This window comes from Bacillus sp. FSL E2-8887 (assembly GCF_038007205.1).
Taxonomy (GTDB): domain Bacteria; phylum Bacillota; class Bacilli; order Bacillales; family Bacillaceae_G; genus Bacillus_A; species Bacillus_A mycoides.
The window spans coordinates 2575462-2600612 of the sequence record NZ_JBBOWS010000001.1; the positions used below are offsets into that span (position 1 = coordinate 2575462).

The 25151-nt window shown below is 35.8% G+C and carries 22 protein-coding genes, 1 pseudogene and 3 other annotated features; of the genes and pseudogenes, 4 read left to right on the forward strand and 19 right to left on the reverse strand.

Going from position 1 to position 25151, the window contains the following annotated elements; all coding sequences use genetic code 11:
- Positions 1-161 precede the first annotated feature (161 nt).
- The 3 genes from NSQ08_RS13000 to NSQ08_RS13010 all read right to left on the reverse strand — a co-directional run bounded on the left by NSQ08_RS13000 (position 162) and on the right by NSQ08_RS13010 (position 2358).
- Complete coding sequence (locus tag NSQ08_RS13000; protein WP_002032782.1) at positions 162-329, reverse strand: hypothetical protein; 168 nt, start codon at positions 327-329, stop codon at positions 162-164.
- Between the two features lie 83 nt (positions 330-412).
- Complete coding sequence (locus tag NSQ08_RS13005; protein WP_002032780.1) at positions 413-571, reverse strand: hypothetical protein; 159 nt, start codon at positions 569-571, stop codon at positions 413-415.
- Positions 572-732: 161 nt separating this feature from the next.
- Positions 733-2358 (reverse strand): ABC-F family ATP-binding cassette domain-containing protein, encoded by a 1626-nt coding sequence (locus NSQ08_RS13010; protein WP_002032778.1) that lies wholly within the window; start codon positions 2356-2358, stop codon positions 733-735.
- 526 nt (positions 2359-2884) lie between these two features.
- Here NSQ08_RS13010 and NSQ08_RS13015 point away from each other — a divergent pair.
- From NSQ08_RS13015 to NSQ08_RS13025, 3 genes are read left to right on the forward strand one after another with little or no spacing between them, the layout of a single operon-like run.
- Entirely contained in the window at positions 2885-3181 is a 297-nt protein-coding gene (locus NSQ08_RS13015; RefSeq protein ID WP_033702155.1) for a hypothetical protein, read from the forward strand.
- 12 nt (positions 3182-3193) lie between these two features.
- A complete protein-coding gene (locus NSQ08_RS13020) occupies positions 3194-3550 on the forward strand; it encodes a DUF6572 domain-containing protein (RefSeq protein ID WP_340775482.1) in 357 nt (118 codons plus the stop codon).
- A gap of 22 nt (positions 3551-3572) precedes the next feature.
- Positions 3573-3797, forward strand: coding sequence for a hypothetical protein (locus NSQ08_RS13025; RefSeq protein WP_002032773.1), 225 nt, complete (start codon positions 3573-3575; stop codon positions 3795-3797).
- Positions 3798-4252: 455 nt separating this feature from the next.
- On the opposite strand, the gene NSQ08_RS13030 is transcribed toward NSQ08_RS13025, so the two are convergent.
- The 14 genes and pseudogenes from NSQ08_RS13030 to NSQ08_RS13095 form a co-directional block, all read right to left on the reverse strand.
- Positions 4253-4471 (reverse strand): hypothetical protein, encoded by a 219-nt coding sequence (locus NSQ08_RS13030; RefSeq protein WP_002032771.1) that lies wholly within the window; start codon positions 4469-4471, stop codon positions 4253-4255.
- A gap of 128 nt (positions 4472-4599) precedes the next feature.
- Positions 4600-5292: a hypothetical protein gene (locus tag NSQ08_RS13035; protein ID WP_033709213.1), complete on the reverse strand. Its 693-nt coding sequence runs from the start codon at positions 5290-5292 to the stop codon at positions 4600-4602.
- A pseudogene (locus tag NSQ08_RS13040) lies at positions 5286-5765 on the reverse strand (tyrosine-type recombinase/integrase); the annotation flags it as partial. The pseudogene NSQ08_RS13040 and the gene NSQ08_RS13035, both read right to left, overlap by 7 nt.
- A 452-nt stretch (positions 5766-6217) precedes the next feature.
- Entirely contained in the window at positions 6218-9334 is a 3117-nt protein-coding gene (locus tag NSQ08_RS13045) for an MMPL family transporter (RefSeq protein ID WP_340775490.1), read from the reverse strand.
- A gap of 252 nt (positions 9335-9586) precedes the next feature.
- Positions 9587-10153 carry a TetR/AcrR family transcriptional regulator gene (locus NSQ08_RS13050; RefSeq protein ID WP_002013443.1) on the reverse strand — a complete coding sequence of 189 codons (567 nt, stop codon included), beginning with the start codon at positions 10151-10153 and terminating at the stop codon, positions 9587-9589.
- 126 nt (positions 10154-10279) lie between these two features.
- Positions 10280-10735 (reverse strand): NUDIX domain-containing protein, encoded by a 456-nt coding sequence (locus tag NSQ08_RS13055; protein WP_215589795.1) that lies wholly within the window; start codon positions 10733-10735, stop codon positions 10280-10282.
- 110 nt (positions 10736-10845) lie between these two features.
- On the reverse strand, positions 10846-12009 hold the full coding sequence (locus NSQ08_RS13060; RefSeq protein ID WP_002142242.1) for a GNAT family N-acetyltransferase: 1164 nt from the start codon (positions 12007-12009) through the stop codon (positions 10846-10848).
- 288 nt (positions 12010-12297) lie between these two features.
- The gene (locus NSQ08_RS13065) at positions 12298-12804 is read right to left on the reverse strand and encodes a SpoIIAA family protein (RefSeq protein ID WP_002142244.1); all 507 of its coding nucleotides are present in this window, start codon (positions 12802-12804) and stop codon (positions 12298-12300) included.
- A 17-nt stretch (positions 12805-12821) separates the two neighbouring features.
- Positions 12822-14111, reverse strand: a complete 1290-nt coding sequence (gene aroA, locus NSQ08_RS13070; RefSeq protein ID WP_340775500.1) for a 3-phosphoshikimate 1-carboxyvinyltransferase — start codon at positions 14109-14111, stop codon at positions 12822-12824.
- Between the two features lie 16 nt (positions 14112-14127).
- On the reverse strand, positions 14128-15228 hold the full coding sequence (tyrA, locus tag NSQ08_RS13075) for a prephenate dehydrogenase (protein WP_033716373.1): 1101 nt from the start codon (positions 15226-15228) through the stop codon (positions 14128-14130).
- Positions 15221-16321, reverse strand: a complete 1101-nt coding sequence (hisC, locus tag NSQ08_RS13080; RefSeq protein WP_340775508.1) for a histidinol-phosphate transaminase — start codon at positions 16319-16321, stop codon at positions 15221-15223. Before hisC ends, tyrA begins: the two co-directional genes overlap by 8 nt.
- Positions 16322-16339: 18 nt before the next feature.
- Positions 16340-17512 carry a chorismate synthase gene (gene aroC, locus NSQ08_RS13085; RefSeq protein WP_002013434.1) on the reverse strand — a complete coding sequence of 391 codons (1173 nt, stop codon included), beginning with the start codon at positions 17510-17512 and terminating at the stop codon, positions 16340-16342.
- Between the two features lie 53 nt (positions 17513-17565).
- Positions 17566-17785: a binding site (T-box leader), on the reverse strand.
- A gap of 9 nt (positions 17786-17794) precedes the next feature.
- Positions 17795-18871 carry a bifunctional 3-deoxy-7-phosphoheptulonate synthase/chorismate mutase gene (locus NSQ08_RS13090; protein WP_002013433.1) on the reverse strand — a complete coding sequence of 359 codons (1077 nt, stop codon included), beginning with the start codon at positions 18869-18871 and terminating at the stop codon, positions 17795-17797.
- Between the two features lie 194 nt (positions 18872-19065).
- Positions 19066-19302, reverse strand: a binding site (T-box leader).
- A 54-nt stretch (positions 19303-19356) separates the two neighbouring features.
- Positions 19357-19593: a binding site (T-box leader), on the reverse strand.
- Between the two features lie 108 nt (positions 19594-19701).
- Positions 19702-23214, reverse strand: a complete 3513-nt coding sequence (locus tag NSQ08_RS13095; protein ID WP_340775521.1) for a DUF4020 domain-containing protein — start codon at positions 23212-23214, stop codon at positions 19702-19704.
- 150 nt (positions 23215-23364) lie between these two features.
- Here NSQ08_RS13095 and NSQ08_RS13100 point away from each other — a divergent pair, with 150 nt between their 5' ends.
- A complete protein-coding gene (locus NSQ08_RS13100) occupies positions 23365-23802 on the forward strand; it encodes a YndM family protein (protein WP_002032800.1) in 438 nt (145 codons plus the stop codon).
- 204 nt (positions 23803-24006) lie between these two features.
- On the opposite strand, the gene NSQ08_RS13105 is transcribed toward NSQ08_RS13100, so the two are convergent.
- Together NSQ08_RS13105 and NSQ08_RS13110 are read right to left on the reverse strand one after the other, a co-directional pair.
- On the reverse strand, positions 24007-24531 hold the full coding sequence (locus NSQ08_RS13105) for a cysteine hydrolase family protein (protein ID WP_215589798.1): 525 nt from the start codon (positions 24529-24531) through the stop codon (positions 24007-24009).
- A gap of 42 nt (positions 24532-24573) precedes the next feature.
- Entirely contained in the window at positions 24574-25113 is a 540-nt protein-coding gene (locus tag NSQ08_RS13110) for a GNAT family N-acetyltransferase (protein ID WP_215589799.1), read from the reverse strand.
- Positions 25114-25151: the final 38 nt, after the last annotated feature.

Below are 25151 nucleotides of genomic sequence, written 5' to 3' on the forward strand. Positions count from 1 at the left end.
ATCCACTAATTATGACTCCACAAACTATAATCCTTTATTTCCTCATTTGCAAACTAACCTATCTCCAATTTTGGTACATTCATGTAAACTACCCAATTTCATAAAATAAAAAATGTAGTTTGGGCAATTTGCTCAAACTACACTTTTTCGACTACCGTTTATCATCCTTTGTAGCTATCCCCTCTTCTTTTAACCAATTCTTTCAGTCCCATGAATATTACATTCCAACCATGATCAGAGCCATCCTGACACCCCTTTAAAGCTTTTTCAACATCATATTTTGTCCAATCTTCTTCATGAGCAACGATTATATTTTGTGAAAATATCATTTTAAATCCTTGTTGTTTCTCTTTTATTTCAACTGTGATTTTATCTAATAATTCACTAAACTGCGGCGTTTTTAATATAAATACTAATTTTTTTTAGGACGATTCATTTCGATATATTCCCCAATTACTCCATAATCTTTTCCGCCACGATGATCAATAGTTTCCCAACTCCCTCCTACTTCAGGAGTATTTCCCGTTACTTTATCCGTCCCTTCCAATGTAAAAAACCATTTCTTCATCATTTCAGGGTTTATCCACGTTTCAAAAATTTCTTACCATCGCTAATGTTATTTTTGAATAATTATTCATTTTAATCCTCCCCCCCACTTTATATTAAAACGAATATTTGTTTACTTAAAAAACCCCCGCTCTCATAAAAGAAAGCGAGGGTTTTAATCATTTATTATTGACCTTTGTACATTGCATCAACTTGTTTTTGAAGTTCTTGACTTTCTAAGAACTCATCATACGTTGCTACCTTATCAACTACACCGTTTGGCGTTACTTCGATAATACGGTTTGCAATTGTTTGTACGAACTGATGGTCATGAGAAGTGAATAGTAATGTTCCTTTAAATGTGATTAAACCGTTGTTTAATGCTGTAATAGACTCAAGGTCTAAATGGTTCGTCGGATCATCAAGTGTTAATACGTTTGCACCGCTTAACATCATTTTAGATAACATACAACGAACTTTTTCTCCTCCAGATAAAACAGAAACATTTTTCTTTACTTCTTCACCAGAGAATAGCATACGGCCTAAGAAACCACGTAAGAAACTTTCTGACTCATCTTGTGGAGAGAACTGACGTAACCAATCAATTAAAGTGTAATCACTGTTCTCGAAGTACTCAGAGTTATCTCTTGGGAAATGAGCTTGAGATGTTGTTACACCCCATTTGAATGAACCGCTATCTGGCTCCATTTCACCCATAAGAATTTTAAATAATGTTGTCATCGCAATATCGTTACGTCCGATAAATGCAACTTTATCACCTTTATTTAAAGTGAAGTTCACATTATCTAATATTTTTTCGCCATCAATCGTTTTCGAAATACCTTCAACTGTTAATAGGTCATTTCCTACTTCACGTTCTGGTGTGAAACCAACGAACGGATAACGACGTGATGATGGTCTAATATCATCTAATGTAATTTTATCTAACAATTTTTTACGAGAAGTTGCCTGTTTCGCTTTAGATGCATTTGAGCTAAAGCGTGCAATAAAGTTTTGTAACTCTTTTACTTTTTCTTCTTTTTTCTTGTTAGAATCTTGCGTTAGTTTTAATGCTAATTGGCTTGATTCATACCAGAAGTCATAGTTACCAACGTATAATTGAATTTTACCGAAATCAAGGTCAGCCATGTGCGTACATACTTTATTTAAGAAGTGACGGTCATGGGATACAACGATAACTGTATTTTCAAAGTTCATTAAGAAGTTTTCTAACCATTGAATCGCTTTTAAGTCCAAATGGTTGGTAGGCTCATCTAGTAATAGAATGTCAGGTTGACCGAATAAAGCTTGAGCAAGTAATACTTTTACTTTCTCTGCCCCTGTTAATTCAGACATCTTTTTATCATGAATATCTTCACCAATACCTAATCCTTTTAGAAGGATTGCAGCTTCTGACTCAGCTTCCCAACCGTTTAGCTCAGCGAACTCACCTTCAAGTTCTGCAGCACGCATGCCATCTTCATCACTAAAGTCTTCTTTCATGTAAATTGCATTTTTCTCTTGCATTACTTTATAAAGACGTGTGTGACCCATCATTACTGTTTCTAGTGCAGGGAATTCTTCATATTCGAAGTGATTCTGTTTTAATACTGCTAGACGCTCACCTGGCGTAATATGTATGTCACCTGTTGATTGGTCAATTTCTCCAGATAAAATCTTTAGAAATGTTGATTTACCAGCACCGTTTGCTCCAATTAAACCGTAGCAATTACCTGGCGTGAATTTTATGTTAACATCTTCAAATAATTTGCGATCTGCGAAACGCAAACTAACGTTACTTACTGTAATCATTTGTGTCCTCCTATTAATACCTAGGGTTTCTCAACCCTTCTCCAATTTTAACAGAAATCCGTAATTTACGATTCCTTTATTTTCATCTGTAAACAATTCTACTAGAACATGCTTATCATTACAACTTATAATTATGATATAAGTTGTTTTATTACTTTTTTTAAAGAATTATTTAAAAATCTCCTCTAAAATCCATTAATAATTTAAGACGCTAAACACCAGCAATATAATCACAAGAATTGCTACCATTAAAGTATCTAACAACGTAATTTCTCGGCGACGTTTCCTGTTGCATACAAAAAAGAGATGGAAACCCCGTAGGATCTCCGTCAAGTTGCGTTATTTATTTCATACGTTTCTTATACGCTTCGTTAAACAGTCCAACCGATCCCGCGGCCCGTTACGTTTAGGCCTTCGTTTTCTGCTTGTATCAATTCGAATACACTGTCGGGGATTAACTCGGCTAATGGCTGACCAATCGCACTAGAAACGTCATTTTATATAACAATAGCGTGCTCGTGTAAAAATGTTCGAGGTTATAAAACAACAAAAACCTAAATCTGAATTGAATGAACAAATAACCGTACAAACAAAATCGGGCGTACGCACTCGTATAGATATAGGAGGCAAGGACGCAAATGGTAAGATTGACTTAGTGGAGTTAAAATCGTCACCTACTGCACCCCTTACTAAAAATCAGAAAAAAGCCTTCCCCGAAATTGCGGAATCAGGTGCAATTGTTAAAAGTAGGAACAAACCACCATTTGAACATTTAGAAGAGATTCCACCAACGAAAATAAATGTAATAAGAAAAGAAGAATAAGGAGGCTTTTATATGGCATTACATGATACGGATCAAGTCGATTTAGTTTTAATAGACGAGGATAATAAAGATAATGTGTACTTAACAATCTTTGATGCTTTAGAGTGGAATAAAAGCGAAGAACTTGACGATGAGCACATTTTACTTCTACAAGACAAAATCAATACATATTTAGGATTCATTGAAAGTGATGAAATCCATGAAAAAGTTCCCAGTACAATAGGAAGAACAAAATTCATTATACAAGTGTATTCGCAGAATGAACCTAGTTTTTATGGGAAAAAGTTTTATAACATTGTAAGTGAACAATTAGGAGAATCTGGATATGGATTTGAGTTCCACCATAAACCTATTGATTCTTTAAGTTAAATAAGAGGAACAGGGCGCATAAATGGCGCTCTTTTTTTTATTCGCGAAAGAAGTGCGTACACAACTGCTAGACATCGAAGAAAAGGCGCATGCAAATGTTAAAACAATGGATATTAACGAAGAAATGCGCATAAAAAAGAGGCAATGCCATTACACATCGCCCCTCTCACGCTATCACTTATTACTATTATTATTACCTATTATCGTTATACTCTCTTATCTCGACAGCGTAACGCCGTTTCCGTAAGCTGTGCGGCTATGACAGATAAGGCGAATAGTGCCGAAAATAATTGTATGTAAAAGTTACCCGATACATTCAGCAGCCACAATGCGAATAAAGCCAGCGTAAGTAATATAATAGACGGTTTCCGCCCCTTCTTAATCTTAATTCGAAGCATGTAAACCCCTCTCTTTCCTCAGTATCCCTAATTAATTACATCCATATAAAATGAAAAGCGCTAGGGTGGTTAATCCTGCGCCTTTCTGTATAACGGCTATTGCCGTCCTGTGGTGATTTATATTATCGGCATGGCTGCGTATATCTTGCGCCAGTGGTGAGCCGATTGCTTTACAATTAATATTATATAGGTCTATATTTTTCCGCACAACACGAATGCACGTTCTAATAAATACACATTTTTACAAATGCGCGCTCCTGATCTTTCTTGTAAAAACTATACGCCACACTATGCTGCCTCCTGTTTAAGCTCCGCCGTAATTATTTCCCTTCCTTTGTGTCCCTGTATGCGTTGCGGTGTACAAAACGCCGTCCTTATATGTTACACTCACCGTTGCCGCAGGTGCGTTATACGTGTACTCTAATACCTCGATGTTTCCACCCGTTTCTACATCCCTCATTTGAATTTTTACCGCTCGTTCTGCGTTTCTGTCTAGTGTCTGCGCTACCTCCTTCGGATTCATTCCGATTTTCAGCGCATTAAATGAGCCTATGTGTACCGCGTATCATACGAAGCGCCATCAAGACATAATGTAGCGCCTATTCAAGTACAATAATAGCGCCGATATTGATAGATTAATAGTTTCTTTTATCATTGTTTTGCAACATCCTTTAAAAGTGCCAGTCCTTCGGCTGTAAATTGCAATTGAGGCTCTTTCTCCGCAACCTTAACACCTTCGACCTCTCTTTTATTCGCTTCGTACCAATACATATCTATCTCTAAATCTTCGTATGTGATGCCGTTTTGTTGCGCCTTTAACTCTAGTTCGTCGTGTACTCGCTCCATATCTGCTATTGCTCGGATATCTTCACGTTTTAGCCACTCAAATACGTTTGACGCGTGTTTACTAGCGTTTAAATCACGACGCAACGCTATACAATTCGCCTTTGTTGTACCACCCCATCCCCATACAATCGGGACAAGGTGGTCTAGTGCTAGTTTATCGATATCCTTCTCGCCAGTTACAAAGCAACCGCGTGCCATAATTTCTAATTTTTCTTTAACCGTTAATGTGTGTGGCAATGCTTTAATTCTTGCCCGTCTATTCTGACCATGCACCCTAATAAATTCCTTTTTACAAGTGCTACATCGTTTAGTAATCTTCGAATTTAATCTTACACCGCATTCAGAACACTCTGTAATGTAAAGTATCTTTGAGCCTATACGTGCCTCTTGTACCGTATTACCATTCTCTATATCCGTAGCCCGTTGTACTCTCACGCCACTACCTATAAGCGCCATACAGTCGTTACATACGTCTAACCCTTCGATATAATCGACCACACTTCGCATTCTACCTTAGAAAGTAAAGTTTTAAGCTGTTTTGGCGTAAGAACTTCAACCTCTTTTGTACGAGTTTTTAATTTTTTAATATCTTTTATTGGATTTATGGGGATGTGTTTGTTCTCAAATAGAAATTTAAAAAATGTTTTATTTGCCCTTATTACAATGTTGATTGTTGATGGCTGCAAATTTCTTTTTACTTTACAGAATACAATAGCATCCTCTATATGTTCTTTCGTTACCTCGTATGGCTTAATTCCAACAGGTAATGACCTTAAAAGTGATTTCAATTGGGCTTGATAGTGAAATAAAGTCGCTTCCCTCAATCCTTTTAAAATGCCCGCTTTGTGAAAAAGTTCAAAAGCCTCCTCCCAACTCTCGATATATTCCTCAGCTGCTTCCAATTCTCCGAGAACATCTAATTCTTCCATAGACAATCTGAAATTTCTTTTCGTTTTACTTTTTTTAACCATTAAAAAACCCCCAGTTTACGATTCAATAAAGCAGAACCGCAAACTAGGGGTTGTTATAACTGGATTTATATAGGTTTTATAGAGGAGTCAAATAATTTGCGATCCGCGAAACGCAAACTAACGTTACTTACTGTAATCATTTGTGTCCTCCTACTAATACCGCTTATTTCAGCGTTTTCTCACCGATTGTCTTAAAAAATCGCATATTACGACTCAATTATTGTAGACTATAGCTATTATATAGTAGAAGCTGGATGAATAGCAACGGTTGATTAGCTTTCTACAACGAAATCGAATAGTTTTTATCCATTCCCCTAGCTATTTTTTGTATATCATCGACCTCTTTCTAATATCCCTATTCGCTACTCATTCTGTAATACATTGAATCATTTTTTCATTTCATATTTTATATACAAAAAACCTGTAGAGAAAACATTCCCTACAGGTTTTTCTTATTTCGTATTTATTATTTTCTCTTTATAACTCTTCAATTTACTCGTCAATCCTATTAAAGCAGGTAACAATATCGGCATTACAATTAAAGCTAATAGTAAAAGAGCAACACCAACAACGGATGCTACTTGTATAAGTGTCAATACTCCTGAAGGAATTAACGCTGCAAATGTCCCTCCCAAAATAAGTGCCGCTGATAATACGACTCCTCCTATGTGACGAGATGCATTTACAATTTTCGTTACTGAATCCCCTTCTAGCTCATTGTATCGCATCATAACGAAGATGCTATAATCCACTCCTAAAGCGACAATCATAATGAAGCTAAAGAATGGAACATTCCAGCTTAATGACTCTACGTTTAATACATGTGCACTAATTTGTTCACTTATACCAAGTGATGCAAAGTACGCTAAAATTAAGGACCCAATAATAAAGATTGAGTTTAAGAATGAGCGTGTAATCACGATTAATACAAGCGAAATCCCTAATAACATAATCGTAGCAGTACGTAGGAAATCTTGCCCGGTTACTTCTTTTAAATCAACGTTTCTAGCTGTTGTCCCGCCAATTGCTTTTTTCGCACCATTTAGTTCTGTTCCCTTTAACGTACCATCTATCGTTTTATTAATTTCTTGAATGATAGGCATCGCTTCTTTTGAATACGGGTTTACGTCTAAAATAATTGTCATTTTAGCAGTCTTTCTATCATGTGACATGTACGTATTCAATGCTTTTTGGAAATCTTCTCCTTCTAAAACTTCTTTCGGAATATAAAATTTCTCAGAGCTTTTCGACTCATTTAGCTCTCCTAAATATTTTTGAGCGTCACCTAGACCGTTACTTACTTTTCCTAAACCCTCTGTACTTTTAGATAAACCTGATTGCAATTGCCCCATCTTTTCTTGTAAATCTTTCAGTCCAGTTAATAACTGTCCTTGCCCATCGTTTATTTTCGTTAATCCAGATTGTAAGTCAGCCGATTTGTTCGCAATTTGTTTTGAACCTGTAGCCCCTTCGCTCAATCCTTTGTTCAGCTCAGCAGCCCCTTTTTGTAACTTGGTAACTCCATTGTTCATTTCTTTTAAACCGTTATCTACTTTCAGTAACGATTGATTCGCTTCTTTAAATGAATTCATCGCTGCTTTATGCTGCACCGCCAATTGATTTAATTCTTTTGAAAGTCCAGTTAATTGTTTTTGAGCTTCTTTAGCAATTCCTAATGTTTGCTGCACATTAGGATCATTTGCTAATTCTGGTTTTGTTTGAATGAAATTGTTCATTAACGTTTCAATTTGTTCATATCCTTTTTTCGCACCATCAATCGCTTGAGAAATACTTCCGAAATATTGATCGTACGAACTTAAACCTTTTTCTAACTGAGCATAACCAGCATGAAGCTGCGAAGTTGCATTTGACAGGGCATTGATATTTCCGTTTAATGATGCTAGCCCATCCTCTATTTGCTTCGCTCCTTGTGCTCCATTGTTTATTCCATTCGATAATTGATTTAAAGCTGTCCCTAAGGCTGATACGCCATTTTTCGCTTCATTTGTTCCATCAATTAATTTTTGAACATTTGCAAGACTATTTGAGTCATTACTACCCATTTTATCTTTCGCATCAGTTAATCCTTCATTAATTTCTTTTATGCCACCATTTGCATCGCCTAAGCCTGTATTCAATTCTCCGGCTTGTTTATTTATATATAATTCTTTAATCTTATCTCCAGTTGGACGCGTCGGTGAATATACTTCTGAGACTCCTTTAACTTTCGAGATTTTATCAGTAAGTTCATCTAAAGTTTGTAAAGAAGTTGCCTCATCTAACTTTTTATCCGATTGAATGACTAACGTACTTGGTGAAGAAAAACCAGGCGGAAAATGCTCTTCTATTACGTTAATCCCCATTTTTGATTCATATTTATTATCCACTTCAAATAAATCATTGTAATTAAGCGTGTTAGAATATTTTAATACGAATGGAATCGATATCACGAATACGATAATTAAAGCGATAAATGGTCTTGCTACTGAATTTTTTGCAAAGAATCCCCATAAGCGACTATCCTCATGACCTTTAAATGTTTTAACTGGATAAAACATTCCTTTTCCTAAAAGCACCATGAAAAATGGATTTAAAGTAGTTAATACGAGTAGTAGTACTGCGACACCAATTGCTACCGCTGAAGTAGATTGATATAATTTAAAACTCGCTAAAGCAAGAGATGCAAAGCCAATTAGTACTGCTATCCCGCTATATAAAACGGTTTTACCTGCCGATTTAAACGTTTCTTTCGTAGCCAAAAATGCATTTTCTTGTTTACTTAATTCTTCTTTAAATCTTGTATATAATAAAATGTTATAGTCTGTTCCCACTCCAAACAGGACGACTACTACAAACACTTGCGTAAAGTTTGAAAACGGAAAATTAAATTGATCTACAAGATGGGCAATAATCCCCATTGAAATTAAATACGAAACACCAACTGTAAGAAGAGAAATAATCGGAACAACTGGTGAACGGAATACAATGATTAATACTACAAGAATGAAAATGATCGAAATAACTTCTGTCTTTTTCACGCCCTCTTGAGAGGATGTAAGAAAATCACCCGCTATTAAATCACTTCCTGTTAAGTACGTTGTAACTCCTTTCGTTTGCACTTTTTTATGAAGATTATTTGCAATTTTTGACATTTTACCATGTTTTTTATCTACCGATATTTGCGTTAAAATAGTCGTATTATCTTTAGAAACTAATTGTTTCTGCAGTTCTTTATTATCTAAATGTGAAACGACTTCCTTAATTCCTAATTGCTCTTTTTCATTTTGCAGGGCATTGATCGTTTTCGTTATTTCCTCTTTTTGCTCATTTGTTAAAGCCTTCTTACTTCCACTATTAAAGACAGCTATAATTTCATACTTTTCAGCCCCTTCTTTATCCATCTCCTTTATCATCTTGTCAGCAATACTGCTTTGTTCTGTATTAGGAATCGTGATTTGCCCTTTTTCCTTCACTAACTGATCCATATTAGGCATCGTTACGATCATTGCAATAGTAATAACTATCCATAATAGAAAAGATAAACTTCTCCAACTTTTTAGCTTGCTCATTTGAATCATCTCCTGTTATTAGAGTTTCATGGTGCATAGGGAATGAATATTCATTCCCTATTTTTGAAAATATCATTTAGGAATGAACGTTCATTCCTATTATCCTATTAAATTATTTTTCAATTTTATCAAATCACTACCCACGGAATGAATATTCATTCCTTAAATTGTGCAGTTATATCAACTCCTGTAATCGTTTTTTATATTTATTTAGGAATGAATGTTCATTCCTGTCCTTATAAGGCTATAGAATCAAATGATTCTAATAGCATTCCAAGAGCTTTCTTCCAATTCTTTTACTAATTCTTTTGAGTATTCTAACTGCCCTGTCGCCATTACTTTTATTAATTTTTCAAGTGGTTGATATACAATAATAATTAAAGCAATTATAGGCAATGGACGAAGAAAACCTTTTTCGATTCCATCTTCAATAATATTCATAAAGAAGCCTATAAAATCGTCAAATATTTTCTTACTCTGTTCATCAAGAAAATAACTATCACAGTGAGAATTTGTAAAAAGAAAAGCATCCACATTGTTTCTCGCAAATTCAAATAAACGGTTATACGTATGACTAAACTGTTCTCGAATATTTGCTTCAACAGGAAAATCAGTCTTTATTGTTTCAGATAGCTGTAGCATGCTTTTTGAAAATAATGAGTTAACGAGTGCCTCTTTATTTTCAAAATAGCGATAAATAGTACCAGCGCCGACATTTGCTTTTTCAGCGATCATCGGAATTGTCGTACCATCGTAACCACGCTCTGCGAAAAGTTTTATAGCAGCATCAAAAATGTCTTCTTGTTTATTTTTAGCCATTTTTCTCACCTCAATTTCCAGGAATGAAAATTCATTCCGTTTTTAATTATAAATTACATGAATTAAAAGTCAAGTGTGTAAATACGCTATTGAAACATTTATCAAATAACACACTCAATTAAGATATTAATACATTTTTTGCGTTATCCCATCAAAAAATTTCTTTGTATCATCATGACTTAAAACCCTCAATACATCTTGTATCTTAAAAAATTGAACTTGACTTATTTCATTATCTTTTGGATGTAAATCTATTCTGTCACCTATATATTCTACATAAAACATAGTAGTTTCTTGCTCTTCATATCCAATTTTCATTTTGAGTTCTTCAGGAAAGCCAAAGCAAATTTTATCTTCAAATTGCTTTATAACTTTAAACTTTGTAGATCCAGTTTCTTCTTCCAGCTCTCTCAACATAGCACTCTCTAAATCATTATCTGTATGTTTCACTCCACCTTTAGGAAAATCCCATTCCCCCTTTGACATAGCATATTCTCCATCTATGTCGCTAATTTTCACCTTATGTACCAATAAAAATTCACTGTGTTGGAATACGACCGCACCTACGGCTTGCCTAATCATTTTACTTTTCCTCCTAAAACAATGATTCCACTCTATTAAATAGAAAAGTACTATAATAAAAAGTTTATCATTATAGTACTTTGTTACTCATACATAGCACATGACATTAATTAAAAGAAATCATAAATAAACGGCTTACGCACCGGCACTACATTCTCAAATGCACGTATCTCCTCTTCGCTACCGCTTATTAAGTCTATTTCATTTAATTCTAGCGGTCGCTTGTAACCAAACATAATAGTAGATAACGCATTAATATCGATTTGAATTCCATTTTCTTTTGCTGTTTCTTCTTTAACGATTGTTATTTCGTTATTTTTAAGTTGAACCGTTACGTTATTCCACGGTGCAAATGAATCTGTAATATGTAAAATTACTTCTTGCTCTTCGTTGTTCCAGTTCCATTCATATTGTTTGAAAAACTGTTCTACATCTACAATTCTTCCCATGAAATATGGAGTTACTTCTGCTTTTACTCGTGGTTCTTGTAATGTGTAAAGAAGTGGTTCTGTCTCACTTAGTATCATTTCTAGATCTTTAATCATAGAATCATGTTGGCAGATGAAGTTCCAAAGACCAATTCTTGCTTCATTATGTAATGGGACAAATTCTTCTACTTTCATTTTAGAATTCTCTATTTTGTATAAAATGTAACCAGCCGCCGTTTTATTTTCATCATAGTAAACTGCCAATGTTAAATCATGATACACCGCTTGTAGCCACCATTTACGTCCGCGAACTAACATACCAGAAAATCGTTCTGCAAATGTTTCATATAGATTCTCTACTTCTTCTGGATGATTATCTTTACTAAAACGTTTCACTGTACCATTCACTTGTTTTTTAATTATTAAATCGCTCTTTGTCATCTGACATACGATTCGATTCGCACAAAGTTCCCAGCCGTATTTACGATAAAATGAAACGGCAAATGGATGTAACATCGATACACTATATCCATCTCTTTTCATAGTTTGCAGTGAATGCTGAAGTAACTCTTTTACATATCCACTTCTTCTATATTCCGGATACGTCGCTACCCCCGCAACGCCGCCCATTTTAAACTTTTCTTTTCCTATGTAAATATGAAAAGGAATTAAGTGCAACTTTGCAGCTAACTCTTCTCCTTCCATAATACCGTATATTTGATGGCTTTCCTTCATTCTTGCAATTTTCTGCTCTATCCATTCTTCATTTGCTTTATATTGAAAAGCATATTCTGATAAACGTAATGCTTCTCTAAACTTATCTTCTTTTAATTGTATAACGTTCATATATTTCTCCTCCATTCCTCGTTTGAATTATATCATAATTCAAACTATTATAGTTCGGTAAGTGAAATTACGAGGATGTTTCAACAAAAGATATCGATTTAGAAACACTCTAACATAAAGGCTCTTTTCAACTGCTTTCTATTGGCGGCATAAGAATATTAAAAGCCTTGCGTTCTCTTGGGTTTGCGAAGCTAAGAGGTACCATTGAAAGTGATGAAACTTATGACAACGGCAACATTACGGACATAAAAAAACCAGTTGATTGAGAGAAACTGGTTCAATAAAGGTTTATATTGGATATTCATTCAACCAAATTAATGCTTGTTCATAATCATCGAAAAATTTTACGGATTCTTTTGTATTGGATTGTTGTAAATAATTCATTGTTTCCCCTTCTTCAAGGAGAAACGCAATTGCCTTACTGTGATTCAAAATGGTTTCATTGAAGAACTTATCTTTCCATGCTTTTTGAACAGAAAAATGATCTGGCGTGTATCCTTTTCTATCCACCAACAATTTGTATTTCCGACCCTCGGAAATGAATTGCTGACAAACCTGCTCGAAGCCATTAAACCATTCATAAACATCAGCTGTATTAATCTTGCCAATTAGATGGGTAACAATTAAATCCCCTGAAACTGTTGTGCTGATATTCTGTTTACTCAACTTGGAACCATCTCCCTTAGTTACAATTATGCGTAAAAATCTCATAAAATCAATAAGGATAAAATTCTTACGCAATAAAGCAACATTATTTACGAAAAAAGCCAACATAAAAAAGCAGATACATTGCATATCTGCTTCTCATCACTTTATTTAGCTAACGTTTGCAGTTCTTCAAAAAATGTAGGATACGATACACCTACTGCTTCTGCATCTTCAATCGTTGTTTCTCCTTCAGCTATACAACCGGCAATCGCAAGCATCATTCCAATGCGGTGATCACCGTGACTATGTACTGTATTTCCTTTTAGCTTACATTTACCGTAAATAATCATTCCGTCGTCGGTCGCTTCAATACGAGCTCCTAGTTTCGTTAGTTCCGCAACGACTGTATCGATACGATTCGTTTCTTTCACTTTTAGCTCGTGTGCATCTTTAATGACTGTAATTCCATCTGCTTGTGTTGCCGCTAAAGCGATAATTGGGATTTCATCAATCAGTCGTGGAATGATATCTCCACCGATTTCGATTCCTTTCAGCGGCGATGTTTCAATTGTAATATTTGCAGCAGGTTCTGATGCTCCTTCGTTAATCTGCTCTACAGTAAACGTAGCGCCCATTTTCTCAAGAACATCAATAATACCTGTACGAGTCGGATTCATTCCCACATTTTGTAATAGTAGTTTACTATTTGGAACAATTGCACCTGCTACTAAGAAAAATGCCGCTGATGATACATCACCTGGCACTTGAACATCTGTTGCGGTTAACTTCTGTCCTCCTGCTAGTTTCACTGTTTTCCCCACGCGAGTTACTGTAACGCCAAACGCCTCAAGCATTCTTTCTGTATGATCGCGGGAAATATGAGGTTCTGTAACAGTTGTTACACCTCCTGCGCGAAGGCCTGCAAGTAAAATAGCTGATTTCACTTGTGCACTTGCTACCGGTGAAGTATATTCAATCGCCTTTAAATTCCCGCCTCGTATTGTGAGCGGCGTAAACGTTCCTTCTTTTCGGCCATCAATTTTTGCACCCATTTGCTTTAGTGGATTTGTTACACGTTGCATCGGTCTCTTCGCAATTGAAGCATCACCTTGCACGCAAGAAAAGAATGGTGTGTTTGCAAGTATTCCTGACATTAATCGAATCGTTGTACCAGAATTACCAACATCTAATACAGCTTTTGGCTCTTGTAAACCTTCTAATCCTGTTCCAATTACCGTAACTTCGTCTCTATTTTGTGTAATCTCTACTCCCATTTCTTTAAAACAAGAAATAGTACTTAAACAATCCGCACCAGGAAGAAATCCTTTAATTGTTGTTTTACCTTCCGCGATTGCGCCAAACATGACAGCGCGATGGGAAATTGATTTATCTCCAGGGATTGTAATTGTACCATTCAATCCGTTATTTACAGTTTGTACTGTTTTTTCTTTCACGTTGTCACCCTCCTCATTAAATTGTTTCATACGTTTGGTATTCTTCTTTTCCGAGCGCAATTTTTGCCTGCGTTCGATCTTCTTCTCTTTGGAAACTAATTCGTAAAACTCCGAGCAATCCTTCTCGCGCTTCTAATATTTGCAAGTTCGTAATACTAATTTCTTCTTCTGCTAGAATGCTTGTGATATGGGCTAATGCCCCTACTTTATCTAAAACGTCGACGTATAAGTCGTGATAGGCAGGAATCGCCCCTCTTTTTCGAACTGGTAAAGAGTCACGATATTCTTTCGCATCTGCAAAATAACTTTGTATTTCTCCTGCATCTCCTTTAGAAACCGTCTTATATAGCTCTTCCATTTCTGAAATCCATTCTTCTAATAGTTCCAATAAATGCCCGCGATTTTGCTTTACGATATCACTCCACATTTTCGGACTACTTGATGCAATACGTGTTATATCTTTAAATCCGCCTGCCGCTAGTTGATGAATAAGCGGATTATCACCAGCATGTTTCTCAACTTGTTTTACTAATCCTGCTGCAATTAAATGTGGGAAATGACTAACTATTCCTGTTACATAATCATGTTCTTTTGTATTTAATACAAGAAAATGAGAGCCTGTTCCTTTTAACCATTCTTTTAGCTCGTCTACTTGATCCGCCTGCACGTGATTCATTGGCGTTAAAATGTAAAATGCGTTTTCAAAAAGGTGTGCCTTTGCACTTTCAACTCCTGTTTTGTGAGAACCTGCCATCGGATGACCGCCGATAAATGAAACTTTCTTTGTTAATAAAGCTTCCGCTTCATTCATGATTGTCCCTTTCGTACTTCCTACATCGGTAACAATGACATCTTCTCGTAAATGAAATGATGCAAGTTTGTGTAACAACTTTTTCGTTTCTTCAACTGGAGAGGCAAATACAATTAAATTTGCCTCCTCACATGCACGCTGTAAATCTACTGCTACTTCATCAACTACATGTAATTCTTTTGCGCGCTCTACTTGCTCTTTAAATATGTCATAACCGATAATCGTTACATCGTGCTCTTTTTTAATCGCTAATGCAAGAGAGCCTCCTATTAATCCAGTACCGATTAATACTACCTTTTTACACATTTGCCTCATCTCGAGACTTACCTTTTTTATTTTCAAAGTGTTGTTTTAACACTGAAATCACTCCTTCATTTTGTTCCCTAATTCCGATTGTAATACGGACACCATTTGGGAACGGACGAATAATAAACCCTGCATGCGCACAAGCTTCATAAATTTCCCCAGCATCATCTACCGGCAAGAAGATAAAGTTCGTTTGCGACGGATAAAATGGAATTTCATTTTCTGTACAAAAACTTTCGTATTGTTGTAATCCTTCTGTATTAACACGAACTATTTCTTCAATAAACGCTTCATCGTTAAAAGCAATCGTCGCTGCTTTTTGCGCTAATGAAGATACGTTAAATGGCAAACGTACGACATTTAATTTCTCGATTAACTCTTCCTGTCCAATCGCATAACCAACGCGGAAAGAAGCTAATCCGTACGCTTTAGAAAACGTTCTAAGTACAAGAATGTTGTTATGTTTTTCTAGAAGCGGTAATGTCTCAGGGAAATCTTTTGCTGTTACGTATTCATAGTACGCTTCATCAATGACAATTAACGTATTTTCACTAATGCTTTCAATGAATTGAGTCAATTTTCGCTCATTCACATATGTGCCTGTCGGGTTGTTCGGATTACAAATCCATACGATTTTTGTATGTTCATCAACTGCTGAAGAAATTTCATCGAGATCATATACACCGTTCTTTAAAGTAATTTCTTTCACTTCACAGCCTTCAATAATTGCATGATGACGGTACTGAGGGAATGTCGCGCCAGCAGTTACGATATTATCTCCTTTACAGAGCACTGCACGACTTATAATTTGAATGACTTCATCAAGTCCACTACCACAAAGCACTTGTTCCATTTGCACTTGTAATTTCTCTGCAATTGTTTGACGGAGTACTTCAGCACCTCCGTCAGGATATAAAGCATGTTCCTGCCACGATTTTTGTAATTCTCCTAAAACACGAGGTGAACAGCCAAATGGATTTTCATTTGATGCTAACTTAACAAATGAATGATTCCCGTATACTTCTTTCATTTGCTCTGGTGATTTACCTGGTTTATACGGTTGTAATGATGATAGTTGATCTTTTACTCGCATGTTAAATCCACCTTTTCATTAAAATTCTTTTGCGTATTTGTTATGTTGCGAAATATTTTGTTTTAGTAATTCCATGCGATCTTTTCCGAATTGCTCGACTAGTGCACCGGCAAGTTCCCATGCAACGACAGCTTCAGCTACAACACCTGCTGCTGGTACTGCACAGCTATCAGATCTCTCAATACTCGCTTGGAACGCTTCTTTCGTATCAATATCTACGCTTGCTAACGGTTTATATAATGTAGGAATTGGCTTCATTACGCCTCTTACGACAATTGGCATACCTGTTGTCATACCGCCTTCTAAACCGCCGGCATTATTCGTATTTCTCGTGTATCCTTTTTCTTCATCCCATAAAATTTCATCGTGCACTTTACTTCCCGGCTGTCTTGCCGCTTCAAAACCAATTCCGATCTCAGCACCTTTAAACGCATTCACGCTCATAATAGCACCGGCAAGTTTTGCATCTAATTTGCGGTCGTAATGAACGTAGCTACCAACTCCAATTGGCATTCCTTCTGCAATGACTTCGACAATACCGCCTATAGAATCTCCGCTACTTTTCGCATCATCAATCGCATTCATCATTTCTTGTTCTACTTCTTTATCTAAACATCGAACTGGTGAATTTTCAGTTATCGTTTGAATTTCTTCAATTGGTAAGTTTGAAATACGCTTCGCTTGTACCCCACCAATTTCAAGAACATGTCCTGCGATTTCCACACCTAGTTCTTTCAAAATTTGTTTCGCAACTGCACCAGCAGCAACACGAACTGTCGTTTCTCTTGCAGAAGAGCGCTCTAATACGTTTCTTATATCACGATGGCCGTATTTAATTGCCCCGTTTAAATCCGCATGTCCTGGACGTGGTTTCGTTATAGTACGTTTCATTTCTTTACTTTCTTGCTCTGAAATTGGTTCAGCACCCATTACTTTCGTCCAATGTTTGAAATCATCATTTTTTACGATTAACGTAATTGGTGAACCAAGTGTCATTCCGTGACGTACACCACTTGCAATTTCAACTGTATCTGTTTCAATTTGCATGCGTCTTCCGCGCCCATGCCCTTTTTGTCTTCTTAATAATTCTTTATTAATATGTTCCGCTGTTAATGTTAAACCTGCTGGTACACCTTCTAAAATAACTGTTAACTGCGGCCCATGTGATTCTCCAGCTGTAATATATCTCATTTCTCTTGCCCCTTTACTATTTTTTTGTACAAAAAAGTCCCTACTGAGCGCTCAGTAGGGACGATGTTTATCGCGGTACCACCCTAGTTGTAGACTTCTTTCGTCTACCTCTCTTCTTCTTTAACGATCGTTTGACCGTCTTTCTCTCCAAAAGTTGGCGGGAAAGATGCTCCAAGGCTGTAATTCATGCTTACCTTTGTACTGATTCACACCGGCCATCAGCTCTCTTTAACAGTGAGATAAGCACTACTGTTTCCTCTTCAGCGCATTTATGATATGGAATTAAGATAATTTATTTTTGAAACCTTTTAACTCATCCATGAATCTATGGAATTCTGGAATATCCATTTGTTGCGCAGAATCTGATAACGCAACTGCTGGGTCTGGATGCACTTCCGCCATTACTGCATCTGCTCCAATAGCAAGTGCTGCTTTCGCTGTTGGTAATAGTAAATCTCTACGTCCAGTTGAATGTGTTACGTCAACGATAACTGGTAAATGTGTTTCTTTCTTTAAAATCGGTACTGCTGAAATATCTAATGTGTTACGTGTCGCTCTCTCGTATGTGCGAATACCGCGCTCACAAAGAATAATTTGGTCATTACCTTGTGCAATGATGTATTCCGCTGCATTAATGAACTCATCAATCGTTGCTGCTAAACCACGTTTTAATAATACTGGCTTATTAACTTTACCTACAGCTCGTAGTAAATCGAAGTTTTGCATGTTACGTGCTCCAACTTGAATTACATCAACGTATTCTAGCGCCATTTCAACATCGTTCGGATTTAAAATTTCACTAATAATCGCTAAGTCGAACTCATCTGCTACTTGGCGTAAAATTTGTAAACCTTCTACTCCTAAACCTTGGAAATCGTATGGAGATGTTCTCGGTTTGAAAGCACCACCGCGCATTAATTTTAAGCCTTGGTCTTTCATAGCTTGCCCTACTTGGCGAACTTGCTCTAAACTTTCTACCGCACAAGGTCCCATGATGAACGTTTGTGTTCCGTTTCCAATCAATTCACCTTTAACATTAACAATTGTATTTTCTTTTTTCTTTTTACGTGAAACTAGTAATGCTTTACGGTTATCATCTTCTTGTAATTCTAAGCTTGCTTTGAAAATCGTTTTGAAAATATGTTGAATCGTTGACGTTTCGAATGGTCCTTCGTTATGCTCTGCAAGCATATCAAGTACTTCACGCTCACGTACTGGATCAAAGCGTTTCGTACCTTGTACTTGCTTTTGTTCCCCAATTTTTTGAACGATTTCACCGCGTTTGTTTAATAAGTGTAATAATTGTAAGTTAATTTCATCTACCTGTTTACGTAATTGATCTAATTCGTGATTTGCCATTTGGAAATCCTCCTCTAATGTTTTAAAAGTATAGTAAGAGAATAAAAAATTCTCTATTTTCTGAACTGGTTAATTATACAAATTTAAAGTGGAATCGATACCTCTTCTTATTTTAAACTAATAATTACCATAAAGACACTAACTACTAGTTAATAAGCCACTTTTTTGTACAAAAAAGCCCTACTGATTGAATCAGTAGGGACGATATTTATCGCGGTACCACCCTAGTTGTAGACTTATTTCGCCTACCTCTCTTCATTGTTAACGATCATCTGACCGTCTTTCCCTTCATAAAGACAATAACTATCTTTACTACGAAAAAGATGCTCCAGGACTGTAATTCGCTCTTGTTTTTGTACTGGTTCGCACCAACCACCAGCTCTCTGTTACAGGGAAACAACAACTACTTCTTTTCCTTTCAACGCGTGACTATTTTATTTTCAAGTTGGACCACTAAAATACAAAAAGTCCCTACTGAATAAATCAGTAGGGACGATATTTATCGCGGTACCACCCTAGTTGTAGACTAACTTTCCGTCTACCTCTCTTCACTGTTAACGATCAATTGACCGCTTTTCCTTCATAAAGACAATAGTATCTTTACTACGAAAAAGATGCTCCAAGACTGTAATTCATGATTATCCCTGTACTGGTTCACACCAACCACCAGCTCTCTGTTACAGTAAGACTAACCACTACTGTGATCTCTTCATTGCACTTTGTTTATTCAAATGTTTTTGAAATTGAATAAGTATGATTCGTATTATAGAACGCTTTTCAAAACACTGTCAATAACTTTTTATATATTTTTTAAAAATTCCACTTCCGCCCTATGATTCCTCTTGTAAATTCTCCGTTACGATTCCGATGCGAATTATTTCATTTTCTATTAAATTTAATACATGTCTTTCTACTTCATACCTGGTTAATAGTTCTTTTATTTGTATGATCTCACTTTCAAGTAAATCGGCTTCTTGACACGTCTGCAGTAAAGTGAAAAACACATTTGCATACAATTCTTTATACGCTTTCATACGCTCTTTCTTTTCAAGTATCTCTATAAACAACTGTTTCATTTCTTCTTGATTAGATTGTCCTTCCACACCTTGAAATTTACTAGAAATAATATTTAATCCTTTTTCTAAAACCTCATCCATGCATAAAACAATACGTAAAAGCATCATATATTCTCTCGTTGTTATTACGCCCATTTTCGGACGTTCTCTTAAAAACACACTAAGCCACGCTGTCCAAAATTTTTGTTGTTCCTTACCACTTAACGTTTTTACGTAGTAGCATAAATACTGCATAAATTTAATTTTATTCTCTTCGTTTTCTTGCATCAAAAGTGGATATAACCAATCTGTTTTTTGCTCCCAATATAATACGCATTTAATAAATACAAAGCTAAGCCATTTTAAAAATGCTTCTCTCGTATATGGATGTAGTGCATCTAAATGTTCTACTGCATACTTAATATATCGCCTTATTTCTGTAAACAAAGGTAGATTAATTTGCGTATAACATAATCCCGCCCACGCATATTTCGTAAGCTCACTTTCTTTCTTTAAATCTAAGTAAGGTAATACATTTTTCCGACACCATTGCTTCTCAATATGGTATAAAAACGTAATATCTGCTGTTAAACGCGCAAACATGAAGTTCGTTCTTTCCGAAGTAACCCTTACCTGCTCCTCAAATAAAAATAAATATTCATACACGTTGCGATCGTATAAATGATCATATGCTAGCAGTTTTAGTAATACAGCAGTCATCTTCCCAACAGGATGCTGAATAGATTCATTGTAAAACTCTTGTTTTCCAATCTTAAAATCCGATTCCCCTCTCATAACTTGTGGAAGTACAGAAAAAGCAAAGCGTTTTACAATCCTTATACTATTTTCATCTAACTCTTCTAATCGATTACTAATTTCATATAGAAAACTACTAATTAACCAATGAAAAGCAGTATTTCTAATAAATTTCTGCAATAACGGAATGATTTTTTGAATTTGTTCATTCGCCAAATTCCGGTTATTTCGCCACTCTCTAATACACACAAACCATACTTCATTACTAATTTCGTGCACGCCTACTAGTTGATAAGCAAACGAAATACTCCACTCTACATTCAATTTACACGCTTTTGATAACATCTCTAAAAAATGGCGTTGTTCAAAAACACCGTCTCTTGAAAATTGCCGAACTTGCTCCATTATTTCATCGTCTTTCAGCTGCAGTAATCCATCAGCTGTTACATTGCATGTAATACGTTGTTCATTTTCCTCTTTCTTTGGAACACTGTATAGATCTGAAGAAAAATGGGGGTGTTTCTGTTTCATTAGCTCGTATCCTTCCGCCGTACACTTACTATTCGAATCACACGTGAATAGTAAGTCTAATACAAGACAAGCATCAAACGCCCTCTCTTCTGCAAGATACTCTAATACATGTTGAATTACTTCTTCTTTCGTTTCCTCTAAAGCATCTGCGTAATAATTCTTTAAAAGTTGAAACACTTCATGTTTACATGTGAAATCTAACAGAACATCTACATGTAACAGCCACTTCAGTTTGTCATCCGCTGTAACGAATACATTATTAATCATTGCTTCAATTGCAATTCGCTTTTGAAGTACACTATCAGTTTCTATCATTTCTGTAATATAATGATTTGCTTTTTTCTCATTGTTTTCACATAAATATGTAAGACACTCTTTTACAATTTGAATTAAAAATGTAAAATCATTTTGCTGTAACTCCTGCTCTGAAATTTCTCTATCTCTTTTTTTCAGTGCATTTTGTCTTAATGACAATAGTTGTATTTTTTCTAACCCCGTAACCATAATTGGATTTGCGTAGTAAGTAATATGTGGTCTCATTTTCTCTTTCCAAATTCGCTCCACATGAGAAAAAATAGGCATCGGTATACGACTCGATTCCTCGAGTTCAATCGACTCTTGCGTATCATTTCCCCATTTTCTTACACGCTTCAATTTTAGTTTTCCATCTAAAATAAACGTTAGTAACAATAAAGCAATTTCTTTATGCTCTGGGAAAGAACATTTTTGCAGTAAGTATGAAATCATTTCAATAGAGCTACTATCTTTCTCTGCTGTTTCTAATAAAAGCAATGTCCATCTTGCAAACAACAAAGGGTCCATCGTTTCTTTCGTTTCGTTTAAGTAAGTACAAATTGTTCGCCACCATAACGGGGATATTTTAGAATGATTTTTAAAAATCAATTGAAATAGTTCTTTTTGATGACTAAATAGAAATTGCTCCACTAACCATTCCGCAAGCAATTCATCTACTTCATCATAATTTGCTGTAAGCAGAAATAAATTTCTTAGTTTCCCTTCTGCTTCAAGCCATTCCACCCATTCATAATCACGAGCAAATTCAACGAAGTACCGAACGGTTTCAATTTTTTTTATTGACTGTTTTATATAGGATAATTGCTCCTGCTCTACTGATGGAGGAACGGTTACAATATCACGAATACGCATTCTTTTCGTAATATAATTATCCCCCATTAATTCCGCCCACCGCTTCACCGCTTTCACAAGCGCCTGATGATTATTTGCTTTATTCGGATACACAATCGGTCTTATCCCTAAATGCTCCCAATGATATGTATTATCACCTTGTGCGACGAAAGCATAACGCCTTGTACTCGGTGGTAAGCCTGTTGCTAAATATTTCATTACAGGATCATTATGACTATACCCAACGAATAAAACAGTGTAATTTGAGAATAAATCAACTAAAAATCGTCTCGCCCATCCTTCTGTTAAGTAAGCCCTTCCAAAATCACCATCCGTTAAAATTAAAGCTTCTTTCTCTTGTTCTACATTCCCATGTATGTAAGCCAACCCTTTAAACGCTCTCCCTGTCGGTAAAGCAGGTGCATAATAAATATTCAGCTCTCTATTCATTTCTGTAATTACAGACGTAAAATGTTGATCAAAGTTTGTCGTTACAATTCGAACATCCGTATCTAACGGAAACAGCCTTGGAATCGCATAGTGTAATGGATTTGGTTTTGATTTTTCTATATTAACGAGGTCTCTTGCAACTTGATGCACATCTTTCGTTTTCGCAATTTTACCGAGATAATAATCGTGGGGTTCTGTCATCTCACGCCTTTCGACATATAAAGCTTTCGAAATTTCATCAACTAAATCATCGAAATTCGGTAAGTTTGATTTCCCCTTCATAGAAACTCCTGCTCCAACGAATAATACTAACTTACCTTGTTCAAGGTGATCGATTAACTCATCTGGAATTTCTACTTCTGAAGTTATCCACATCCCGGATTCCCCCTTACCTAAAAATGTCATACGCTCTCATTTCACTATAACATTTTTTAATTGTTTTTTTAATATTTAGATAAAATTCCAGCATGATAAAGTTTTATATAAATTAAACCGTTCCAATGTATGAACTCCTGAATTTATTGTAAAACTATGTATAAATGGGAGGTGTAAATATTGAGTGATATTACTGTAATACTTATCAAATTTATATCATGCATCATCGCTTTTAGTATCGGACTAGCTCTATTTTTCCCAGCAACGCTCGTCCAAATCATTTCTTTTAGTCTCTTCGTCACAATCGTTTCTTATATGTTTGTTGATAAAATTATTTTAAATCGAATTGGCAATTCCGCTGCCATTATGACGGATTTCTTACTTACGTATTTAAGTGTTTGGATTTTCGGTAATATTTTATTAGACAACTACATGCAAATTGCATGGGGCAGTATCCTTTCTGCCATCGTCTTTACATTATCAGAAGTAATCGTCCATCGCTTTTCTAATTCCCACACAAGGCACAGCAATGATAACATTCGAATTAATCGCCGGTTTGCATATGGCACGGAGTTTGCTGAAGAACAGAATGTGTTGGATAAAGATAAGAAGAAATAAAGCCATAATTACTGATGCAAAAAAGTAGCTGTCTCATCAGTCGAATTTTTGACGATGTGGCGCTCCTTTTTGTTTTTTGTACTATCAATACGGTGAATGAAATTATATCAACGATTCGACAAGAAATATCGATTTATCGACAACGTTTGATAGCCTATCTTCAAATAAAAAAGCTGCCCCATTAAGAGACAGCAACTTCTGTAATTACGCTTTTACTTTTAAATCTTTTAACGTAATAACATCTGCAAATGATCCAAATACAACATTATGATGTTTTACAATATCTTCAGCGCGTAATACATCTGTGTCAAATGTGCTATGTGCATCACTTACTAATGTTACTTTATACCCTTCACTAAACGCTCTTCGCGTTGTCGTATCAACACAGTACTCTGTTTGCATTCCTGAAATAATAACATGCTCAATCCCTTTTCCTTGTAACACTTCGTTTAAGTTTGTCTTATGGAATGAGTCTGGAGTCGTCTTTTCAACGACAAGCTCCCCTTTTCGCGGTGCAATCGCCGCATGCACTTTCCAGCCATCTGTACCTTTTTCTAATGGATGATCCTTAGGTCCATTATGTTGGACATAAATAACCGGAATACTATTTGAACGACATTCCCCAATGAGCTCTTGCAACGTTTCTAAAAACTTTTCCCCATTATGTACTGGGATTCCTGCTGTATACATACCCGCTTGCACATCAATAACTAGTAATGCCTTTTTCATTCCACACAGCTCCCTTTATTTTTATAAGCCCCTGCATATTTATTATAATTGTTTATATTCTACCATCCAACAATCTTCTAATTTCCCTTCATGCAGTTCATGTTTCTCTAGTACTTTCACCTTTTTAAACCCGCATTTTTCATAACAGCTTATCGCACGTTCATTATTTACTCTAGGATCCATCGCTATCGCTTCTGCTCCTAAGTTTTCCATAATGTATGTAATTGCTGCTTGAACAAGTTTCGTTCCAATTCCTTTTCCCCAAAAGATTGGTTCACCGATAAATTGGTCCATTCCCCATACATTCTGCGATTCTTCATATCCATATAACGCTTTCCATTCAGAATCAACTGGATACATTTGAATGTAACCGATTGGAACGGCATCAAATTCTATTAAACATCTTTTTTCATGACCGTTTGGATGATGTATAAAATGATCAAGCACCTTTTCTACAGATTGCGGATTATCTCGTCCTTCGTAATACTGCAGGACTTCTGGATCTGTTAACCATTTTGAAATGATAGGTGCATCGTTTTTTATTACGTATCTAACTAATAATTGTCCCTTTTGGAATAACATAGGTCACCTCCTTATTAGTTACTCTTATAATAACTTTT